Here is a 16,874-nt window from a genome sequence, read left to right as displayed (position 1 = left end):
TGGGAGGTAAGTATCATGGCTCCGATCGAGCAAAAAATAGGAGATGCGTCAAACTCAGACGAGCGCATCAAACAGGTGGGCTTTCTCACACATATGATGCGTCGGCCCGAGCTCGGTGCGGTTGCTGGCCTCATCCTGGTGGTGACGTTCTTCTTTCTTACCGCAGACCGTTCGATGTTTTCGCTTTCAGGTGTGATGACGATCCTGGCCCCGGCCTCACAGCTGGGAATTCTCGCCATTGCGGCAGCTCTGCTGATGATTGGTGGCGAGTTCGATCTCTCGATCGGCTCCATGGTGGCCTTCGCCGGATTGATCTTCGGTGCTGCCCTGACCAATTTCGGCCAACCGCTCTGGATTTCCATTATCATCACGATGCTGCTTGCAGCCGCCGTGGGCGCGGTGAACGGACAGATCGTGATCAGGACACGGCTGCCGTCGTTCATCGTCACGCTTGCCTTCCTCTTTATTCTGCGCGGTTTAACCCTTGTTGGCCTGAAATGGGCGACAGGCGGCTCAACGCAGCTTCGCGGCATCGGTGCGGTCGTCGGCGACGGTCTCTTGAAGCGCTTGTTCTCAGGCGTCGCCTTCCAGGATCTTTTCAGCTGGCTTGCAGCCCATGGCCTGATCGAGAAGTTCGACAACGGCGTTCCGAAAGTCACGGGCGTGCCGGTGTCCGTGGTCTGGTTCATCGCCATTGCCGGGCTCGCCACCTGGGTTCTTCTGCGCACCCGGATCGGAAACTGGGTCTTTGCCGCCGGCGGCGATCCGAACGCAGCTAGAAACTCCGGCGTACCGGTCGATCGCGTGAAGACAGGGCTCTTCGCGCTCACGGCCTGCGCCGCCGCGCTTGTGGCCATCATCACAGTGTTGGACGCCGGCTCGACGGACGCGCGTCGTGGCTTTCAGAAGGAATTCGAGGCGATCATCGCTGCCGTGATTGGCGGATGTCTGCTGACCGGTGGTTATGGTTCGGCGATCGGCGCCTTCTTTGGCGCCATCATCTTCGGTCTCGTCTCGATCGGCCTGACCTACACGAAGTTCGACTCGGACTGGTTCCAGGTGTTCCTTGGCTCCATGCTGCTGCTGGCCGTTCTCTTCAACAATTTCATTCGCCGCAAAGTGACAGGGGAGCGCTGATCATGACTGGTAACCAATCGGAAACCGCTCCGCCCGTCATTGAAGTCAAGAATATCGTCAAGCATTACGGCTCCGTCATTGCGCTCTCGGGCGTTTCGATGAAGGTGTCGCGGGGCGAGGTGCTCTGCCTGCTTGGCGACAACGGGGCCGGGAAATCCACACTCATCAAGACGCTCTCGGGTGTGGTCCGTCCCTCGGGCGGCGATTTCCTGGTCGAGGGCAAACCGGTCGCATTCAGCAGTCCGCGCGATGCACTCGATGCTGGCATCGCGACCGTCTATCAGGATCTGGCGATGATCCCGCTGATGTCGATCACGCGAAACTTCTTCATGGGACGCGAACCCGTAAAGGGCATTCCTCCGTTTCGCCATGTCGATTTCAAGTATTGCAGCGAGGTGACTCGCGAGGAGATGCACAAGATCGGCATCGATATCCGCGACCCGAACCAGGCGGTCGGCACCCTTTCCGGCGGTGAGCGGCAATGTGTGGCGATCGCGCGGGCCGTTTATTTCGGAGCCAAGGTGCTCATCCTCGATGAGCCGACGTCCGCATTGGGTGTCGCCCAGACCTCCATGGTGCTGAAGTACATCCATCAGGTCCAGCAGAAGGGCCTTGGTGTGATCTTCATTACACACAATGTCCGCCACGCCTTTGCTGTCGGTAACCGCTTCACGGTTCTCAATCGTGGAAAGACGCTCGGCACCTTCGACAAGAGCGAGATTTCTCTCGAGGAACTGCAGAACCTCATGGCCGGCGGCAAGGAACTGCAAGTGATTTCTCATGAGCTCGGCGGGACGATCTGAACAATAAAAGCATTGGGAAGCAGAAATGACCATGATCCTAAAAACATCGCCTTTCACGCTCGCAATTTGCGCTGAAATGGTGTTTCGCGCCCTGCCCGTCCTTGATCGGCTGAAACGCATCACCGAACTCGGCTTCCAGGCGGAAATCTGGAACTGGACGAAACACGATATCAAGGCGATCGCAAAGTCCGGTGCCACTTTCTCGTCGATGACCGGATACGTGACCGGCACTTTGGCAGACGAGGAAGGTGCGAATGAGCTTCTGCGCACAGCGCGCCTGTCGATCCCCGTCGCCAAGGAATTGAATTGCCCACGCCTCAATCTGCACGGCACGGGGCTCGATGGACAGGGCCTGCCCGTGGTCAAGTCCGAGGTCGTCACCGGCGCCATGTGGCTGAAGGCGGCCGATACGCTAAACCGTATCGCTGATCTCGGCGAGGAGGAAGGCGTCACCTTCGTGCTCGAAAACCTGAACGAGGCCGTCGATCACCCGAAGACGCCATTTGCCAAGGCTGCCGACACGATTGCACTGGTCGCAGCCGTCAACCGACCGTCGCTGAAGCTCAATCTCGACCTCTACCACGCACAGATCGGTGAGGGGAACTTGATCGAGCTTTGCCGCACCGCTCTTCCACATATCGGTGAAATCCAGGTCGCCGACGTTCCCGGCCGCAAGGAGCCGGGCACCGGCGAAATCAACTATCCGGGAATTGCACGCGCACTGAACGAGATGGGCTACCGCGGGACGATCGGCATGGAAGCCTGGCCATCCGGCGATGACGAGCTGGCGCTTTCCCGTTTCCGCGACGCGTTTTCCCTCTGATCCGACAACAGCATTTTCAGGAGCTTTCCATGCCCGCCCACCGTCCCGTCAATCTCGCTCTCATCGGCGCCGGCCGCATCGGTTCGTTCCACGCCGAAAGCGTCGCCCGGCGCCTGGTTGATGCCAATTTGCTCGCCGTCGCCGATCCGGCGCCGGGCGCTGCCGAAAAACTTGCGGCAGCGCTCGATGCACCCAAAGCTTATACCAGCGTGTCGGAGCTCCTCGTCAATCCGGAGATCGATGGCGTCATCATCGCCACGCCGGCGCGTTTCCACACGAGCGTCGTCGTGGAAGCCGCGCGGGCCGGAAAAGCGGTCTTCTGCGAAAAGCCGATGGCGCTGACGCTCGAGGAAGCAGACGAGGCTATCGCTGTCACAAAGTCTGCGAAGGTGCCGCTCCAGGTTGGCTTCAATCGACGTTGGGACCAGGCTTTTTACGAGGGCCGCGCAGCGATCGACGCTGGCAAAGTTGGTTCCGTCCAACTTCTTCGCTCGTTGACGCGAGACCCGGGTCCCTACGACGGCAATCCGGAAAAGACGCCGCTGTGGACGATCTTCTATGAGACGCTGATCCACGACTTCGACACGCTGCTGTGGCTGAACCCGAAAGCAACCCCGATCGAGGTGACGGCGATTGCCGATGCGCTCGTGGTGCCGGACTTTGCCAAAAAGGGTTTTCACGACACCGCCGTCGTCACCATCCGCTTCGACAACGGTTCGATCGCTGTGGCGGAGGCGAATTTCTGCGCCATGTACGGCTACGACATCCGCGGCGAGGTCTTTGGCTCCGGGGGCATGGTGACGATGGGTGACGTGCGCCGTTCCTCGATGACGCTCTACGACAAGAACGGAGTTTCGAACGATACCTGGCGGCGTGACACGGATCACTTTGTCCACGGTTACACCGCCCAGCTCGCCTCCTTCGTCGAGGCCATAAGGACGGGCACCGTCACTGGCCCGACCGGTGAAGATGCCCGCAATGCGCTTGCCATCGCGCTCGCCTGCATCACGTCGGTTACCGAGCGCAGGACGATCCAGCTTTCCGGTCTCTAGGCCGGATCGCAAAAGACGGAGTGTGCCAAGAAATGCCGCAGCATATCCGCAGTCTGAACAGCCCGCCGGCAAGTTTCGAAGAGCTGAAGTCGGCCATCGCTTCCCGCCACGTCACCTTCCCTCTTCGCGTCGAGAATGTGGCGAAGAGGGTCCTGGCCAAACCGGAACTCATGGCCTTTGGTAGCACGACCTCAATCGCGGACGACTGCGGCGTGTCCGTCTCTACGGTCATGCGCTTTGTTGCGCATATCGGCTTCCACGAAATCGCGCAGGCACGCGCAATTTTCAGAAATGAGTTGCGCCGCCGCCTGTCTGTGTTGCCCGGGTCGGGTACGAAAAACGGCAGCGATGGGTAGATGCCTGTCGCCGCTGGCGCATTCATTAGTGCGTTATCTGCCAGCGCAACCCGATCTGTCGGAGTTGCCAGAGATATCGATTATTCTCGGAGGGTTGTCGGTCAGGTCGTTCGTCCAAGGGTGGAAAGTGCGTCCTGCAGTCTGAGCGTCGCCAATGCCTCGGTTGCCTCATCCGAGGACCATCCCGCTTCCAGCGCCGCAGACAGGACCAGCGATTCCGTTTGCAGCTCAAGCTTCTCATAAAGTGGCTCGATGGCTTCGCGCGCTGTTACAACGTGCTGGTCTGGTGGGGTGATGGGTGTGGCGGCAACCGTAGGCATGAAATGCTCCTCCTATTGAACGCTAAGGTTCGAAACCCGTTAGGGGCATCCTTGTTCCATTCATATCGCCCTTTCGGTCTTCGAGCGGCGATGCGAAAGATGACGACGCCACATATGGCGAAATTTCCTCCATCGCAGGAACGCGCGAATGATGATTGCCGGCGGGATCTTCTTGTGGTCGCCGACAGTCCCCTGCCTGGTGATAGATGCGTTCGGGTCGAGCAGAAACGCGACCAACGTGCTTGCACTCTGCGCCTCTACTTCGAGCTTGTCATCCGATAAATGCAGCCCCTGCTCGCCTTCGGCGAACGTCTCCTTATTGACAACTACGGAACCGCTGAAGACATAGAAATAGAGGTCTCGGCCTCGTTTCTGCGGGAATTCCACCCGTAGGCCCGCGTCCAGCCGGATATCGAAGACGTCGATCGCGCTGCGGACATAGAAGGGCGCGCCCTCCCCTTCCGGCCCGACCAGGTGCCGCCAGACGTTTGCCGCGGCAGCTGGCATCGGCCCGTGCTGGATCTTCGGCTCGAGATCGACCGCATAAGGGCGAACGAGGATCTGTAGCATCCGCAGAGGCGGATCGGATGCCAGCGTCTCTTCGGAATGCCAGAAGCCGACCCCGGCATTCATCACCATCAGATGATCGCGGTCAACCACCAGTCGGCCAGCGGCCCTGTCGTCGTGACGCATGACGCCTTCGGGCACCCAGGAAATGATCTCGTCGTTCCGGTGCTCGTGCATGGCGATCAGGCGGCCAGGATCGAGGATGGATTCAACGACCATGGCGAGAGGGCCCTGGCCGTGATCGGTCGGCTTCGGCTTCAACCAGCCCGGCATGTTGACATGTGCGACGAAGCCTCCCGCATCCCGCACCACGAATGTTCGTTCGCCCTTGATCAGCATTGCATCCTCCATGCTTGCAAGGCAGTGACGACACACCCGGCCATTAGCCATCTGCCGGAAGGGCACGTCAATGGAAAGGATGTTTGTCGGACCACGATTGACGCCAGGCAGGAAATCCGCTGAGACGTACCGTCCTAATCAGGAACCATGGTCGACGCATTCGTCCAGGCGAGTGCTGCAGCGTCCTTTGCGCGTCTAAAAGACGCGGCGTTGTAGTGGCAATTTGAAAAATATCGGGCGCAATCGATTCTTTGACAGGATCTGCAATGACCACCGAAGCACGTAATTCGCATCCCATCTACTTCATCGGAGCTTTTGCCACGGGCGGGCTCCTGACTTTCATGGTGCACCTCAATGGGGAATTGGCCCGTTATGGCAATCCCCTGTTCTCATCTTGGGCGGCGCACGGCACAGGCATCATCGCAGCCGTCATTCTGCTCCTGGTGGTCCACCGCCGGCGCACGCCGTTGGTAGGTAAAGCGCCCAATGCACCTTGGTGGGCTTATCTCGGTGGGATATCCGGCGCTGCAACGGTCATTCTGACCTCGACCGCGGTCAACTCACCGCTCGGGCTCTCCGGCACCTTGGCTTTGGGTTTGGCAGGCCAAGTCGCCTTCAGCGTCGCGGCCGACAGCTGGGGACTGTTCGGTCTGCCAAAGCGGCGTCCAGATACACAAGACATCGTAGCGCTCGGCTTGGTCGTCACGGGGGCTGCGCTCATCATCCTGTTTGGGCGAGGTGCGGCGTGACAGTGTTCATTCTCCTGGCCTGCCTGGGCGGTGTGCTCGTCGGCCTCAGTCGTCAGCTCAATGGGCGGTTGAGCATATCGACCACGCCGCTGATCGCATCCTTCTGGAACCATGCCATAGGCTTTGCTGCCCTCACCTGCCTTGGTCTCGTTGTCGGAGGTCTGCTTCCCGCGGGTGCTGCCGAGGCGCCTTGGTATGCCTATCTGGGTGGTCCTATCGGCGTCATCTTCGTGGCGGCGGGCAGTTGGGTCATTGCTCGCATCGGAGCGGTGAATTCGGCTCTGCTGATCATCGGTGGCCAGATGGTAACAGGGGTAGCGTTTGATTATATCAGCGCCGTTCCAGCATCATTTTGGGCGAACGCGGCCGGAATTGTTCTCATCGTCGGCGGAATGATGGTCAGCCGGAGACGACGCAAAGCCGGCGGCTCGCAATAGCCAAGCGCCGTGCTGCGATTACGCTGCCCTTGCGACCGGGCAATTTCATCGGCCGGTCGCAAGGGGCGGATGGACGGTGGGGAATGGCTCCCCGCCGCATCTGCTCGTTCACTCAGCCGTTAATTGCCGGGCCACATTCATAAGCATCCTGTCGGCGCTCCTTGCGCCGAACAAGGAAAGCGAAACATTTCCCGCGCAATTGACAATGGGGAAAGCCAGTTGTGGGCAACCGCCAAGGCCCGAGAGACACAAAAGCTTGATGCAGGCGGAACGAAATGCGGCGAAGCTTTCCGGTTCTGCATCGCGCCTTGGCGGGTTCATGGCCAAGGTCGGAAGAGCGACAACCACATTTTCACGGAGCAACGCGTCGATCTCCGCGGAAAAAAGTTCGCGGATACTGCCTGCCTCGCGCACCTCTTCGTCGTCCAGGCGAGATCCTGACAGAAGACGCGCCGCAATATCGGGCGCAATGGCTTCAGGGCTCCGCTCGAAGAGTGTTCTGTTGCTTTCCCAGGCTTCCCTTTGCAGGATGGTGATGAACGCCAAAGCAAGATCGGAAAGGCTGACCGAGGCGATAGCATTGGTCCTGCGAACAGGCATGCCCGCTGATCGAAGGCTGGCGATCATCTCGTCGGCGACCGCGCCGTCAATGGTTGCGAAAATATCCTCGGGAACGAGAATAGATGGTGGCGGGTCATTTACCGCAGGCATGCCGACGGCGCTCATCAGCGCGGCCATTGGTTCCAGGCTTCTCGTCACGAAGCCCGGCACATCGAAGCTTGGCGCCAGCGGACGCAGCGCCCTGTCGTCGAGGCTTCCATGTGTCGGCCGCCAGCCGATGAGGCCGTTGACGGCGGCGGGCAGACGGATGGAGCCGGACGTGTCTGTTCCAAGGCCGATATCGGCGAAGCCTGCGGCAACCGCGACGGCTGAGCCCGACGACGATCCGCCGGGAATGAGGTGGGGATCGCGCGGATTGATCGGCATGCCGAAATGGATGTTGCCGCCGATAAGGGAATAGGCGAGCTCATCCGTATTGGTTTTGCCGACGAAACAAGCGCCGGCATCAAGTAGCGTCTGGACCAGGGGCGCCGTTGATGTCTTGATGCCGGAGGCAGCAAGCACCGCGGCATTGCCGGCCGCGGTCGGATAGCCGGCAACGTCGAAAAGGTCCTTGACCGCCAGGCGAAGGCCGGAAAGCGGACCGATGGCCGCGTGCCCGACATCCGCATCCGGATAGGGCATGAAAGCGTTCCATAGGTCCCGCACTTGCCCCGCTCCCTAAATCTTCAGATGTTGCAGGACACGGCTGCGGCTATCGGGACCATTGGGGCTTTCGTCTTCGATCGCCCCCAGTTTGAGAATGGCCCAGCGGTCCGCCACCGAAAGGGCGAAATCCAGGTTCTGTTCGACGAGAAGAATGGTCGTGCCGCGCTTTTCGCGGTCGTCCCTCAATGCCTTGGCGATGTTCTGGACGACGGAGGGCTGCAGGCCTTCGGAGATTTCGTCGATCAGCAGTAGTTTTGGACGCAGCATCAGCGCCCGCGCCAGGATCAGCATTTTCTGCTCCCCGCCCGATAGCGTGCCGGCCTTCTGTGCCAGCCGGTCCTTCAGGAACGGGAAATAACCGTAAACCCGCTCCAGTGCGGATGCCAGATCCCGATCGCCCTTGAGCGCCAAGCGCAGATTGTCGCGGATGGAGAGATCCTGAAACAACGGCAATTCCTGAGGAGCGTAGCCGATGCCGGAAGCGATCAGCTCCGCGGGCTTCCTGTCGGTGATACCAGCACCGTCCACCTCGATCTTGCCTTTGCCGACACGCAGGAAGCCAAGGATCGTCTTCAGCAGGGTCGTCTTGCCCATGCCGTTCTTGCCCATGAGAGCGAAGATCTCGCCCGGCCGGATGGCGAGCGACACGCCATTGACGACATCGACCGCGCCATATCCGCTCGATACGCCGCTGAGCTTGAGTTTGAACGTATCAGCCATGGGCGCCTCCTGCGTAGATGGTGCGAACCGTTTCGGAATTGACCACGTCATTCACCGTGCCGTCGAGAACGAGCTTGCCCTGGTGGAGAACCACGATGCGGCTCGATATGTCGCGCACGAAATCCAGATCGTGTTCGACCAAGATGGCGGCGAAGCCCATTTCATCCGTTAGTTTCTTGAGGATGGTTCCGATGGTCATGCGTTCGGTCTTGGTAAGACCCGCGGTCGGCTCGTCGAGAAGAATGATGCGTGGTTCCAGAGCGACGACCATCGCCAGTTCGAGAGCCTGCCTTTGACCATGCGACAGCAGCGAGACCGGCTTGTCCAGCATATCCGCCATGCCGGTAAGCGTCAGGATCTCGGCTGCCGCGGCCGGCAGCATGATCTCGCCAAGCGATCGCATCGGGTTGGGTCTCTCGCGGCTGAAACGCGCCATCTTGAGGCATTCGCCGATGGTCATGCTGTCGAAGATGCTGGCAACCTGGAATTTGCGGCCGACACCGAGGGCGACGATCCGTTCGGGTGCACGACCGGCAATATTCGTGCCGATGATATCCACTTGACCTTCGATCTGCTGGGTACCGTCCGACAGACAACGCATCAGCGTGGTCTTGCCGGCGCCGTTGGGGCCGACCAGGCTGACGAGTTCTCCGGCGCCGATTTCAAGGTCGATGCCCTTGAGGACGGAGAAGCTGCCATAGGACTTGCCGAGACCGCGGATCGACAGAAGGCTTTTGCCTGCCAACGCTCCATCCTTGGCGACGATGCGCGTCGGCAAGGACTTCAGAGTGCTGCTGGAGTTCGCCGACTGCAGGAATCGCGTCACCAAGGAAGCGAGGCCGCCCGGCAAAAGAATGATCATGGCGACGAAGAGCGCACCGATGATCAGTTGCCACAGGAAGGGCAGATCGCCCGAAAGGCTGGCGCTCAGATAATCGATGCCGATTGCACCGAACAAGGGTCCGATAATCGTTCCCCGGCCGCCAAGCGCCGTCCAGACGACGAGTTCGGTTCCAAAAACGAAACCGGTGTTTTCAGGAGCGACGACACCGGACGCGTTGGCATAAAGGAAGCCGGCCAGGCCGCATACGCCAGCCAAAACGCCCGTCAGGACGATCTTCAGCCGGGCGGGGTTCATGCCCAGATAGGCGATGCGGGCTTCGTTGTCGCGGATTGCCACGAGCAGACGGCCGGCGTCCGACCGGACGAAGACTATTGCAAGAACAGCCAAGGCCAGCAGGCACGCGCCCGACAGGCGGAAATAGCCGGGAAGCCCGAGCGGGAGGGTTTCGTAACCGACGAGGCCACTCGAGGAACCAGTCCAGGTGCCGCCCGAAAAGACGAGCTGTGTGACGACGATCGGCACCACGAGCGAGATCACGGTGGCATAGAGCGGTGTCGATCCGTGATAGAACGACAGCCAGCCGACGGCGAGGCCAAGCACGAGCGGAACGAGCACGGCGGCGACAAGGGCGACGACGAAAAGCGCCGGGCTTGCGCCGATATGGGTAAGGACCATGGCGGTGGCATAGGCGCCGACGCCAAAGAATGCCGCCTGCCCGAAGGTGAGAACACCCGTGTAGCCCCAGAGCAAGTCGACGGTGATCGCCAGCATGGCGTAGATCATCGAACGCGTCAGTACGTTGAGGCTGAAGCGGCCGAGAAACATCGGTCCGAAGACGATCAAGAGGAGAGCTGTGAGCGCCAGCGCCAGAAGAAGGACAAGCCGGAGTTTTTGTCTGTCACGCACGGGCAAATCCCTTCGGACGTATGCGCAGTGTGATTGCGCAGAGGACGGCGACGCTGATGCCGCCGAGGATTGGACTGAAATAGATGCTGACAAGCACCTGAGCGGCCCCGAAGATGAGGCAGGCGGCGGCAAGCGCGCCGAAAGAAGAGCCTGCGACCATCACCAGCATGAAGGCGCCCGTCAGCCAGGCGACACCCATATTGGGATCTACGCTGGTCAGCGGCGCGAGCAGTACGCCGGCAAGGGCCGCCAGGCCGGTGCCGATCATGAAGGTCGCGAGCCGCACCTTTTCGGTATCGATACCAAGTCCGCGCGCCAGCGTTTCATTCATGATGACCGCCCGGGCGGAAAGACCAAGCCTTGTCCCATCGAGCAGCAAGGTGAAGCCGAGCCCCAGACCGACAGCCGCGACAATCGCGAAAAGACGGTAGGCCGAGTAGCCGGCGCCAAAGAGATCGAAGGTGCCGGGCAGCAACGCCGGCGTGAACTGGACATCACGGCCAAACCAGAGCGTGATCAACTGGCCGATGACGATGCCAAGGCCCCAGGTTGCAAGAATGGCATCGAGCGGGCGGCGATAGAGAGGTCGCACGATGAACCGTTCGGCAACGCCGCCGAGGATCGCGCCGACCAGAAACGCGAAGGGAATGGCAAGCCACGGATTGAGGCCGAACCCGCTGACGACGACAGCGCAGTAAGCCCCGATGGTCAGCCATGCGCCATGCGCGAAATTGATGATCTTCAGCACGCCGAAGATCGCAAGTAGCCCGGCGGCAACGATGAAGAGAATGGCCGCAGTGCTGACAATATCGAGAAAGAGCGTCATTTCTAGAACTCCGATGCTGGTGGCGGGGCGCCCTGCCCCGCCACGCTGGTTTCAGAGATTCGGGCACTGATCGCCAGGATCGACGTCCTTGAAGCTATCGACGACTGCAACGCTGCCGTCGTCCTTGACCTGGCCAAGATACATCGTCAGCGGCGCGTGGTGCTGCTTGTTCATGGAGATCTTGCCGCGCGGACCGGTGAAGGATACGTCAGGAAGGGCTTTGAGCACGTCCGCCGTATCCGTGCTGCCGGCCTTTTCGACGGCTGCCTTGTAAAGGTAGATCGCTTCATATTGCGGTACCGAAAGATCGTTCGGTGTGCGCAGTTCCTTGCCGAACTTCTTTTCCATGGCCGAAAGAAAAGCCTTGTTTTCCGGGCTGTCGATGCCGGTCACGTAGGATGCGGAGAGGAAAATGTCCTTGGCATCCGTGCCCATGCTCTTGGCGGTGCCTTCGTCGACCGCGAGATTGCCGTAAGGCAAGATGACGCCAGACGAGCGCAACTGCTTGGTCAAGGTCACGTTCGGTGCGCCGCCGGCCGTCGAGGTGATGATGGCATCGGCGCCGGAGGAGCGGAGCTTGGAGATGATCGCCGTCCAGTCGCTGCCATCCATCGGCAGATATTCCTCGCCGACGATCTGAGCGCCGGCTTTTTCGATATAGCCCTTGGCGAAGGTCAGCATGCCGCGCCCGAAGGCATAATCCGAACCGATCAGGAAGAACTTCTTTGCGCCCTGTTTGCTGATGAAATTGTCGACGACAGGCGGCACCTGCTGTTCTGGAACCCAGGCATCGACGAAAAGATTGGCATTACAGGATTTGCCTTCGTAGAAAGACGTGTAGATGTATGGCACGTCACCCTTGGAAATGATCGGCAGGCCGGCATTGCGCGCAGCACTCGTCTCCATGGAGATGACGACGTTCACCTCCTTCTGGAAAACCAGGGAATCGAAGGCCTTTTGCGCGCCGGCGGCCCCTGATGCGTCGTCGGCAATCTCAAGCTGCAGAGGCCGCCCGAGCACGCCGCCTTTGGCATTGATCTCTTCGACGGCAAGCTCCGCAGCTTGGACGACGGATGGCGCGATCACGCTGTTTGCGCCAGACAGCCCCACCGGCACGCCGATCTTGATCGGGTCCTCGGCGAAAGCTGCGGTGGCGAATGCCGCAGATGCCAGCGTCAGGATTATGGTTTTCATTTGCATTTTGTTCCCCTTTCTTGAGTGGGTCGATGTTACCCGTAGACATCGGCTCGGCGGTCGCCGAGCAGATGATTGAAGCTGTTGAGCGTGCGGGTTTCCGTCACGCTCGACAGATCGATATGCGCAAGGAGGATTTCCTCGCGATCGGCACTGGCCGGACCAGATACGGGCCAGCCTTGCGGGCCGACGATAAGGCTTCGGCCGATGAAGGACTGGCCGCGCTCGATGCCGATCCGGTCGGCGCAGGCAATGTAGAGACCATTGGTGTGGGCGGCCGCCTTGTGGAGGATATTGGCCATCGGCTCGGGAACGCTTTCCGCACCGGCCATCGGTACCCAGTTGGTGGGGACGCAGACCAGTTCGGCGCCGGCCAGCGCCAACTGACGAAATGTTTCCGGAAACCAGCCGTCGTAGCAGATAGCGATGCCGATACGGCCGAATGGCAGGTCGAATACCGGCAGCCCGAGATCGCCTTTTCTGAACAGACGGTTTTCGTTGTTCCACAGATGAAGCTTGCGGTATTTGCCGATATATCCCTCGGGACCACAGAGAAGAGCGCTGTTGTAAAACCGGGCGCCATCCTGCTCGGCAACGCCGCTGACGATGTAAAGCCCAAGCTCCTCGGCAAGACGGCAGAGCGTCTCGGCACTCGGGCCGCCGGGTACCGGGCCGGCCAATGCGGCAACCTCGTCGCCGTCACGGAAGTTATAGCCGCTATCGGCGAGTTCCGGCAGAACGACGATCTCTGCGCCCCTGGTCTTTGCCGACCTCACCAGCCGATCGATAGCCGCGAGATTACCGGCGCGATCACCGACGATCGGTTCGAATTGGACGGTTGCGACGGTTACCGTCCGTGCGGCTGAGGTCTTGACGGTCAATCTTGTCTCCAAACGCAAAAAACCTCTGGCACGGAATTCAATCCGTGAACCAGAGGCTACATAGCCATGATGTGAATGCGGCAGCCCTGCCGCCGAGCAAACCTGCTCGTTGTCTTTAGGCTTGCACGAAAGAATGTGACCGTCAAGCCGCTTCAGCAGGCATTTTCAGGGTGCACAGGTTCGGCGACTTAAGGTTGAGTTTTTGGGCCGATGGAAAGTCCGAGGCTTTTCATGGTGTCTTGCGCGGCAATGATGGATTCGGCAATCGTCGCCATCGGAACGCGCTTTGACGTCGCCTGATCGCGCAACAGCTTATAGGCCGCCTCCTCGTCAAGACCATTCATCACCCGCAACGCCGAAACGGCTTTTTCGACCAGCCGGCGACTTTTCAAGGTTTCCTCAAGTTTCTGCACCTTGCCGGCGAGCCGTTTTTCGTAGCTATGCCGATAACGTGCAAGCGCAAATTGCGTCAGAATGCCGAGCGGCCGCAACGGTTTGCTGATCACGCCGTGGGCATTGAGATCGATGATCGCCTGGAGAGCGGTCGGGCTCTCATAGGTTACGATGGCGATGATCGCCGTCTGCTGAAGGTCGATAATCTGCAGCGCATGCTCGACATGCACATCCTCGACGTGCAGGAAGACGGTGTCTACGTCGGGAGGCAAGGCTGGCGGAAGCGGCCAGGTGGCTCGGACCTCGCAGCCAAGGCGCTTGAGGTGGGCGATCAGCACGTCGCCGTCCTCGTCGCGAGGATGGACGACCAGAACGCGTGCGCGCCGCAGATCCTGAACGATCCTGCTCGGTCCCGCCATCTCAGGCCTCCAGCCAAACGTCTTCGAACCGCGAAGCCGTCAGGTAGGGATCCGGCCGGATCGGGCCAGGCGCCTGCCAGGCAATGTCGAAAAGTCCATCGGCGCGCGCCACGCCGATGCGGGGATGCAGCCAGAGGTGGCGGGTATCGGCGTCGAAATTGATCCGGCCCTCCGGAGCAAGAAAATCTTCCAGGAGAATTTCTTCGGAAATGCGATGGGTTTCAAGCGAGCCGGCCCGGGCAAGCGCGCGGGCGAAAAGGTGAACCTGCGCATAGGCCGGCTGCGACCAGACGCTGGTGGTGAAGTCCTGGCCGAAGCGGGCTTTGAATGCCCCTACGAAGCGCTCATTCGCCTCGTTCTCGACCGTCTGGAAATAGGTCGCCGACAGAATATGGCCGGTACAAGCGTCGGCTCCGATCTCGCGAATCTCGCTTTCGGCCATGGTCAGACTGGCAATCGGGACGCGCGTTCGATCGATCCCGGCCTCGGCATACATGCGATAAAAACGCTGCGCCGGCCGGCCGATGATCGTCGAGAAGATGGCATCGGGCTTGAGACGAACGATATCGGAAATAACCGAACGCAAGGTTTGTTCGTCGGCATGAAGAGGAAGATATCGTTCGCTGACGACTTCGCCGCCCTTTGCCTCTACCACATCCCGCATCACCCGATTGGATTCGCGCGGATAAATATAATCCGCGCCGACGAAGAGGATGCGGCGTCCGTGGTGGCGGAGAAGGTATTCCGCGAGCGCGAAGGTGTTCTGATTGAGGGTGGCGCCGGTATAGACCACATTCTCCGAATATTCGAAACCTTCATACATCGACGGATAAAACAGCAGTCCGTTGTGCCGCTCGACGATCGGCAGCACCGCCTTTCGGCTGGCTGACATCGACGCACCGAAAATGATGTTGACGTCGTCATCGGCCAGAAGTCGCCGGGCCAGATTGCGATAGGCGGTTTGATCCCCGCCAGGATCATATGCGATCGGAACGATGGGCTTGCCAAGCACGCCGCCCGCCGCATTGACTTCCTCGATCGCAAGTGCGGTGCCAAGAAAGTGCTCGGTTTCCGTAATTTCGCTAATTCCGCTTCTGGAAAACAGCACTCCCACCCGCCATTCGGAGCTTTTCATCTTTGCCTTTTCCGACGTGTTGGAGGTTCGAAAGCGGTGAATGCCTCAGTTCCGCACTTTCGACTTCCATACCCTTAGTGCTTTTTCATGGGATCCTGCAAGCGGGTGCGATGCAGTCGCTGTCACAGCCGACGGAGACGGGAACTACCGGCTGTGAACGGATGCAGGCATCACATCGTCGGGGATCGGGCACACATAGGCTTTGCCGCTGGTCTTTTCCCGCCACTCGGCCTTTGCGGCTGCCAGGAGGTCGGATGACCGCATCAGGGCGAAGCCCGTCGTGGCAAGCGTTTTGGCCGCATGCGCCATGGCCTTGTGCGCGGCCGGGCTTTTTCCCTGCGCGACGACCTGCCAGGTATGGGGATTGGTGCCGATCGCCCAGGCTGGCGCCCAGCATTGCGCGGTCGGCGTCACCCAGCTGACATCGCCGACATCGGTCGATCCGGCCCGGAAATGCGATTGTCCTTCGAAATCGCGCAGACCGGTGTGCAACGGCGTCGAGCCATCGACCTTGGCGTTGGAGAACACATCGCCCTTGATCTGATAGAGACGGATGCTGCTCCTGATCGCTTCCTGCGTGAAGGTATCCTGGATTTTCCTGGCAAAGGCGATGTCGGCCTCGTCGAAGGCTATCGGCCCGAGTGCGACCATGTTCTCGTGCATTGCCGTTTCCAGCGTGATGTTGGGAAGAAGGTTCGTCGAAGCCGTGTCGAACACGATCTCGACCTCGGTTTCGGTCATCATCGCCGCACCTCGTGCAACTTTCTCGACGCGCCCGGCAAGCTCAAGTGCCTGCGGCATGTCAGGCGCTCTGATCAGATAGAGAACCTCGGCGCTGGCCTGCACGACATTGGCGGCTCTGCCGCCGGTGTCGGTGATCGCGTAGTGAACGCGGCAATCCTGCGGCATGTGTTCGCGCAGGAAATTGACGCCGACATTCATGAGTTCGACCGCGTCGAGCGCCGAGCGGCCGAGATGAGCGCTGTTGGCAGCATGTGCCGCGACACCCCTGAAACGATAGTAATATTCGAGAACGGCAAGATTGTTCGTCGAGCGAACACCGTTGAACGGAGCCGGATGCCAGGTCAGGGCGGCATCGACGTCATCGAATGCGCCGGCGCGAACCATGAAGGTCTTGCCGGAACCGCCCTCCTCTCCCGGGCAGCCGTAATAGCGCACCGTCCCGGGCAGGTTGTTCTCCTTGAGGTGGCGGGCAAGCGCAACCGCCGCCATCAGCGATCCGACGCCAAGCAGATTGTGCCCGCAGCCGTGGCCGGTTGCTCCCGCCGCCTCGGGAAGAGGCTCGGCCAGGTCGGCGGTCTGGCTCATTCCGGCCAGGGCATCGAATTCGCCGAGGAAAGCAATCACTGGCTTGCCGCTGCCGGATTCGCCGATGAAGGCCGTTTCCATGTTTGCCACGCCGCGGCGCACGGCAAAGCCGTTTTCCTCGAGCGTTCTTGCCAGCAATTGCGACGAGCGCCGCTCCTCGAATTTCAACTCCGCGAAGTCCCAGATACTGTCGCTGAGAGCGATATAATCCGGCTTCATTTTTTCGACCGTCGCGGCAATGGAGCTGATCGCGTCAAGATTCATGGTATTCCTCGCTGTCTGCCCTGCCGCCACAGGGACGTGTTGCACCGGACCCGGCAGGACTGCCTGCCGGATCTCCTGTTGACTGTCGAAACGGGATGGCGGCGCCCGACC

General features: G+C 60.3%; 18 protein-coding genes. 7 read left to right on the top strand and 11 right to left on the bottom strand.

Features of this window, described 5'->3' with window-relative positions:
* The first annotated feature begins 15 nt into the window (after positions 1–15).
* The 5 genes from FY112_RS19630 to FY112_RS19610 are packed head-to-tail and all read left to right on the top strand — an operon-like array spanning position 16 to position 4,171.
* A complete protein-coding gene (locus FY112_RS19630) occupies positions 16–1,137 on the top strand; it encodes an ABC transporter permease (RefSeq protein WP_131643722.1) in 1,122 nt (373 codons plus the stop codon).
* A gap of 2 nt (positions 1,138–1,139) precedes the next feature.
* Positions 1,140–1,940: an ATP-binding cassette domain-containing protein gene (locus tag FY112_RS19625; RefSeq protein ID WP_131628859.1), complete on the top strand. Its 801-nt coding sequence runs from the start codon at positions 1,140–1,142 to the stop codon at positions 1,938–1,940.
* A 25-nt stretch (positions 1,941–1,965) separates the two neighbouring features.
* Entirely contained in the window at positions 1,966–2,763 is a 798-nt protein-coding gene (locus FY112_RS19620) for a TIM barrel protein (protein WP_131628860.1), read from the top strand.
* A 29-nt stretch (positions 2,764–2,792) separates the two neighbouring features.
* Complete coding sequence (locus tag FY112_RS19615; protein ID WP_131623570.1) at positions 2,793–3,815, top strand: Gfo/Idh/MocA family oxidoreductase; 1,023 nt, start codon at positions 2,793–2,795, stop codon at positions 3,813–3,815.
* A 32-nt stretch (positions 3,816–3,847) separates the two neighbouring features.
* On the top strand, positions 3,848–4,171 hold the full coding sequence (locus tag FY112_RS19610; RefSeq protein ID WP_131623568.1) for an RpiR family transcriptional regulator: 324 nt from the start codon (positions 3,848–3,850) through the stop codon (positions 4,169–4,171).
* 101 nt (positions 4,172–4,272) lie between these two features.
* Here FY112_RS19610 and FY112_RS19605 read toward each other — a convergent pair whose 3' ends face one another.
* Together FY112_RS19605 and FY112_RS19600 are read right to left on the bottom strand one after the other, a co-directional pair.
* The gene (locus tag FY112_RS19605) at positions 4,273–4,491 is read right to left on the bottom strand and encodes a hypothetical protein (RefSeq protein WP_131623566.1); all 219 of its coding nucleotides are present in this window, start codon (positions 4,489–4,491) and stop codon (positions 4,273–4,275) included.
* A gap of 60 nt (positions 4,492–4,551) precedes the next feature.
* Positions 4,552–5,397 carry a pirin family protein gene (locus tag FY112_RS19600; RefSeq protein WP_131643723.1) on the bottom strand — a complete coding sequence of 282 codons (846 nt, stop codon included), beginning with the start codon at positions 5,395–5,397 and terminating at the stop codon, positions 4,552–4,554.
* Positions 5,398–5,663: 266 nt separating this feature from the next.
* On the opposite strand from FY112_RS19600, the gene FY112_RS19595 reads away from it, so the two are divergent.
* Positions 5,664–6,146, top strand: a complete 483-nt coding sequence (locus FY112_RS19595) for a DMT family transporter (RefSeq protein WP_131640574.1) — start codon at positions 5,664–5,666, stop codon at positions 6,144–6,146.
* On the top strand, positions 6,143–6,583 hold the full coding sequence (locus FY112_RS19590; RefSeq protein WP_131640575.1) for a DMT family transporter: 441 nt from the start codon (positions 6,143–6,145) through the stop codon (positions 6,581–6,583). The genes FY112_RS19595 and FY112_RS19590 overlap by 4 nt, the downstream gene beginning before the upstream one ends.
* A 108-nt stretch (positions 6,584–6,691) precedes the next feature.
* On the opposite strand, the gene FY112_RS19585 is transcribed toward FY112_RS19590, so the two are convergent.
* From FY112_RS19585 to FY112_RS19545, 9 genes are all read right to left on the bottom strand, one after another.
* Entirely contained in the window at positions 6,692–7,852 is a 1,161-nt protein-coding gene (locus FY112_RS19585) for an amidase family protein (protein ID WP_151519081.1), read from the bottom strand.
* Positions 7,853–7,864: 12 nt separating this feature from the next.
* The gene (locus FY112_RS19580; RefSeq protein ID WP_131643725.1) at positions 7,865–8,572 is read right to left on the bottom strand and encodes an ABC transporter ATP-binding protein; all 708 of its coding nucleotides are present in this window, start codon (positions 8,570–8,572) and stop codon (positions 7,865–7,867) included.
* A complete protein-coding gene (locus FY112_RS19575) occupies positions 8,565–10,322 on the bottom strand; it encodes an ATP-binding cassette domain-containing protein (protein WP_131708736.1) in 1,758 nt (585 codons plus the stop codon). Before FY112_RS19575 ends, FY112_RS19580 begins: the two co-directional genes overlap by 8 nt.
* Entirely contained in the window at positions 10,315–11,148 is an 834-nt protein-coding gene (locus tag FY112_RS19570; protein ID WP_131628866.1) for a branched-chain amino acid ABC transporter permease, read from the bottom strand. The genes FY112_RS19575 and FY112_RS19570 overlap by 8 nt, the downstream gene beginning before the upstream one ends.
* Before the next feature lie 51 nt (positions 11,149–11,199).
* Positions 11,200–12,348, bottom strand: coding sequence for a substrate-binding protein (locus FY112_RS19565; RefSeq protein ID WP_151519080.1), 1,149 nt, complete (start codon positions 12,346–12,348; stop codon positions 11,200–11,202).
* 29 nt (positions 12,349–12,377) lie between these two features.
* Positions 12,378–13,223, bottom strand: a complete 846-nt coding sequence (locus tag FY112_RS19560) for a nitrilase family protein (protein ID WP_151519079.1) — start codon at positions 13,221–13,223, stop codon at positions 12,378–12,380.
* Between the two features lie 188 nt (positions 13,224–13,411).
* Positions 13,412–14,035, bottom strand: a complete 624-nt coding sequence (locus FY112_RS19555) for an ANTAR domain-containing protein (RefSeq protein WP_062940271.1) — start codon at positions 14,033–14,035, stop codon at positions 13,412–13,414.
* A gap of 1 nt (position 14,036) precedes the next feature.
* Entirely contained in the window at positions 14,037–15,170 is a 1,134-nt protein-coding gene (locus tag FY112_RS19550) for a transporter substrate-binding domain-containing protein (RefSeq protein WP_151519078.1), read from the bottom strand.
* 144 nt (positions 15,171–15,314) lie between these two features.
* On the bottom strand, positions 15,315–16,763 hold the full coding sequence (locus FY112_RS19545) for a M20 family metallopeptidase (RefSeq protein ID WP_131623548.1): 1,449 nt from the start codon (positions 16,761–16,763) through the stop codon (positions 15,315–15,317).
* Positions 16,764–16,874 lie beyond the last annotated feature (111 nt).

Origin of the sequence: Rhizobium sp. PEPV16 (assembly GCF_008919455.1) — a bacterium.
Classification (GTDB): domain Bacteria; phylum Pseudomonadota; class Alphaproteobacteria; order Rhizobiales; family Rhizobiaceae; genus Rhizobium; species Rhizobium leguminosarum_Q.
The sequence above is the reverse complement of the archived record's forward strand: the minus strand, read 5'-3'. Positions and strand labels throughout refer to the sequence as shown.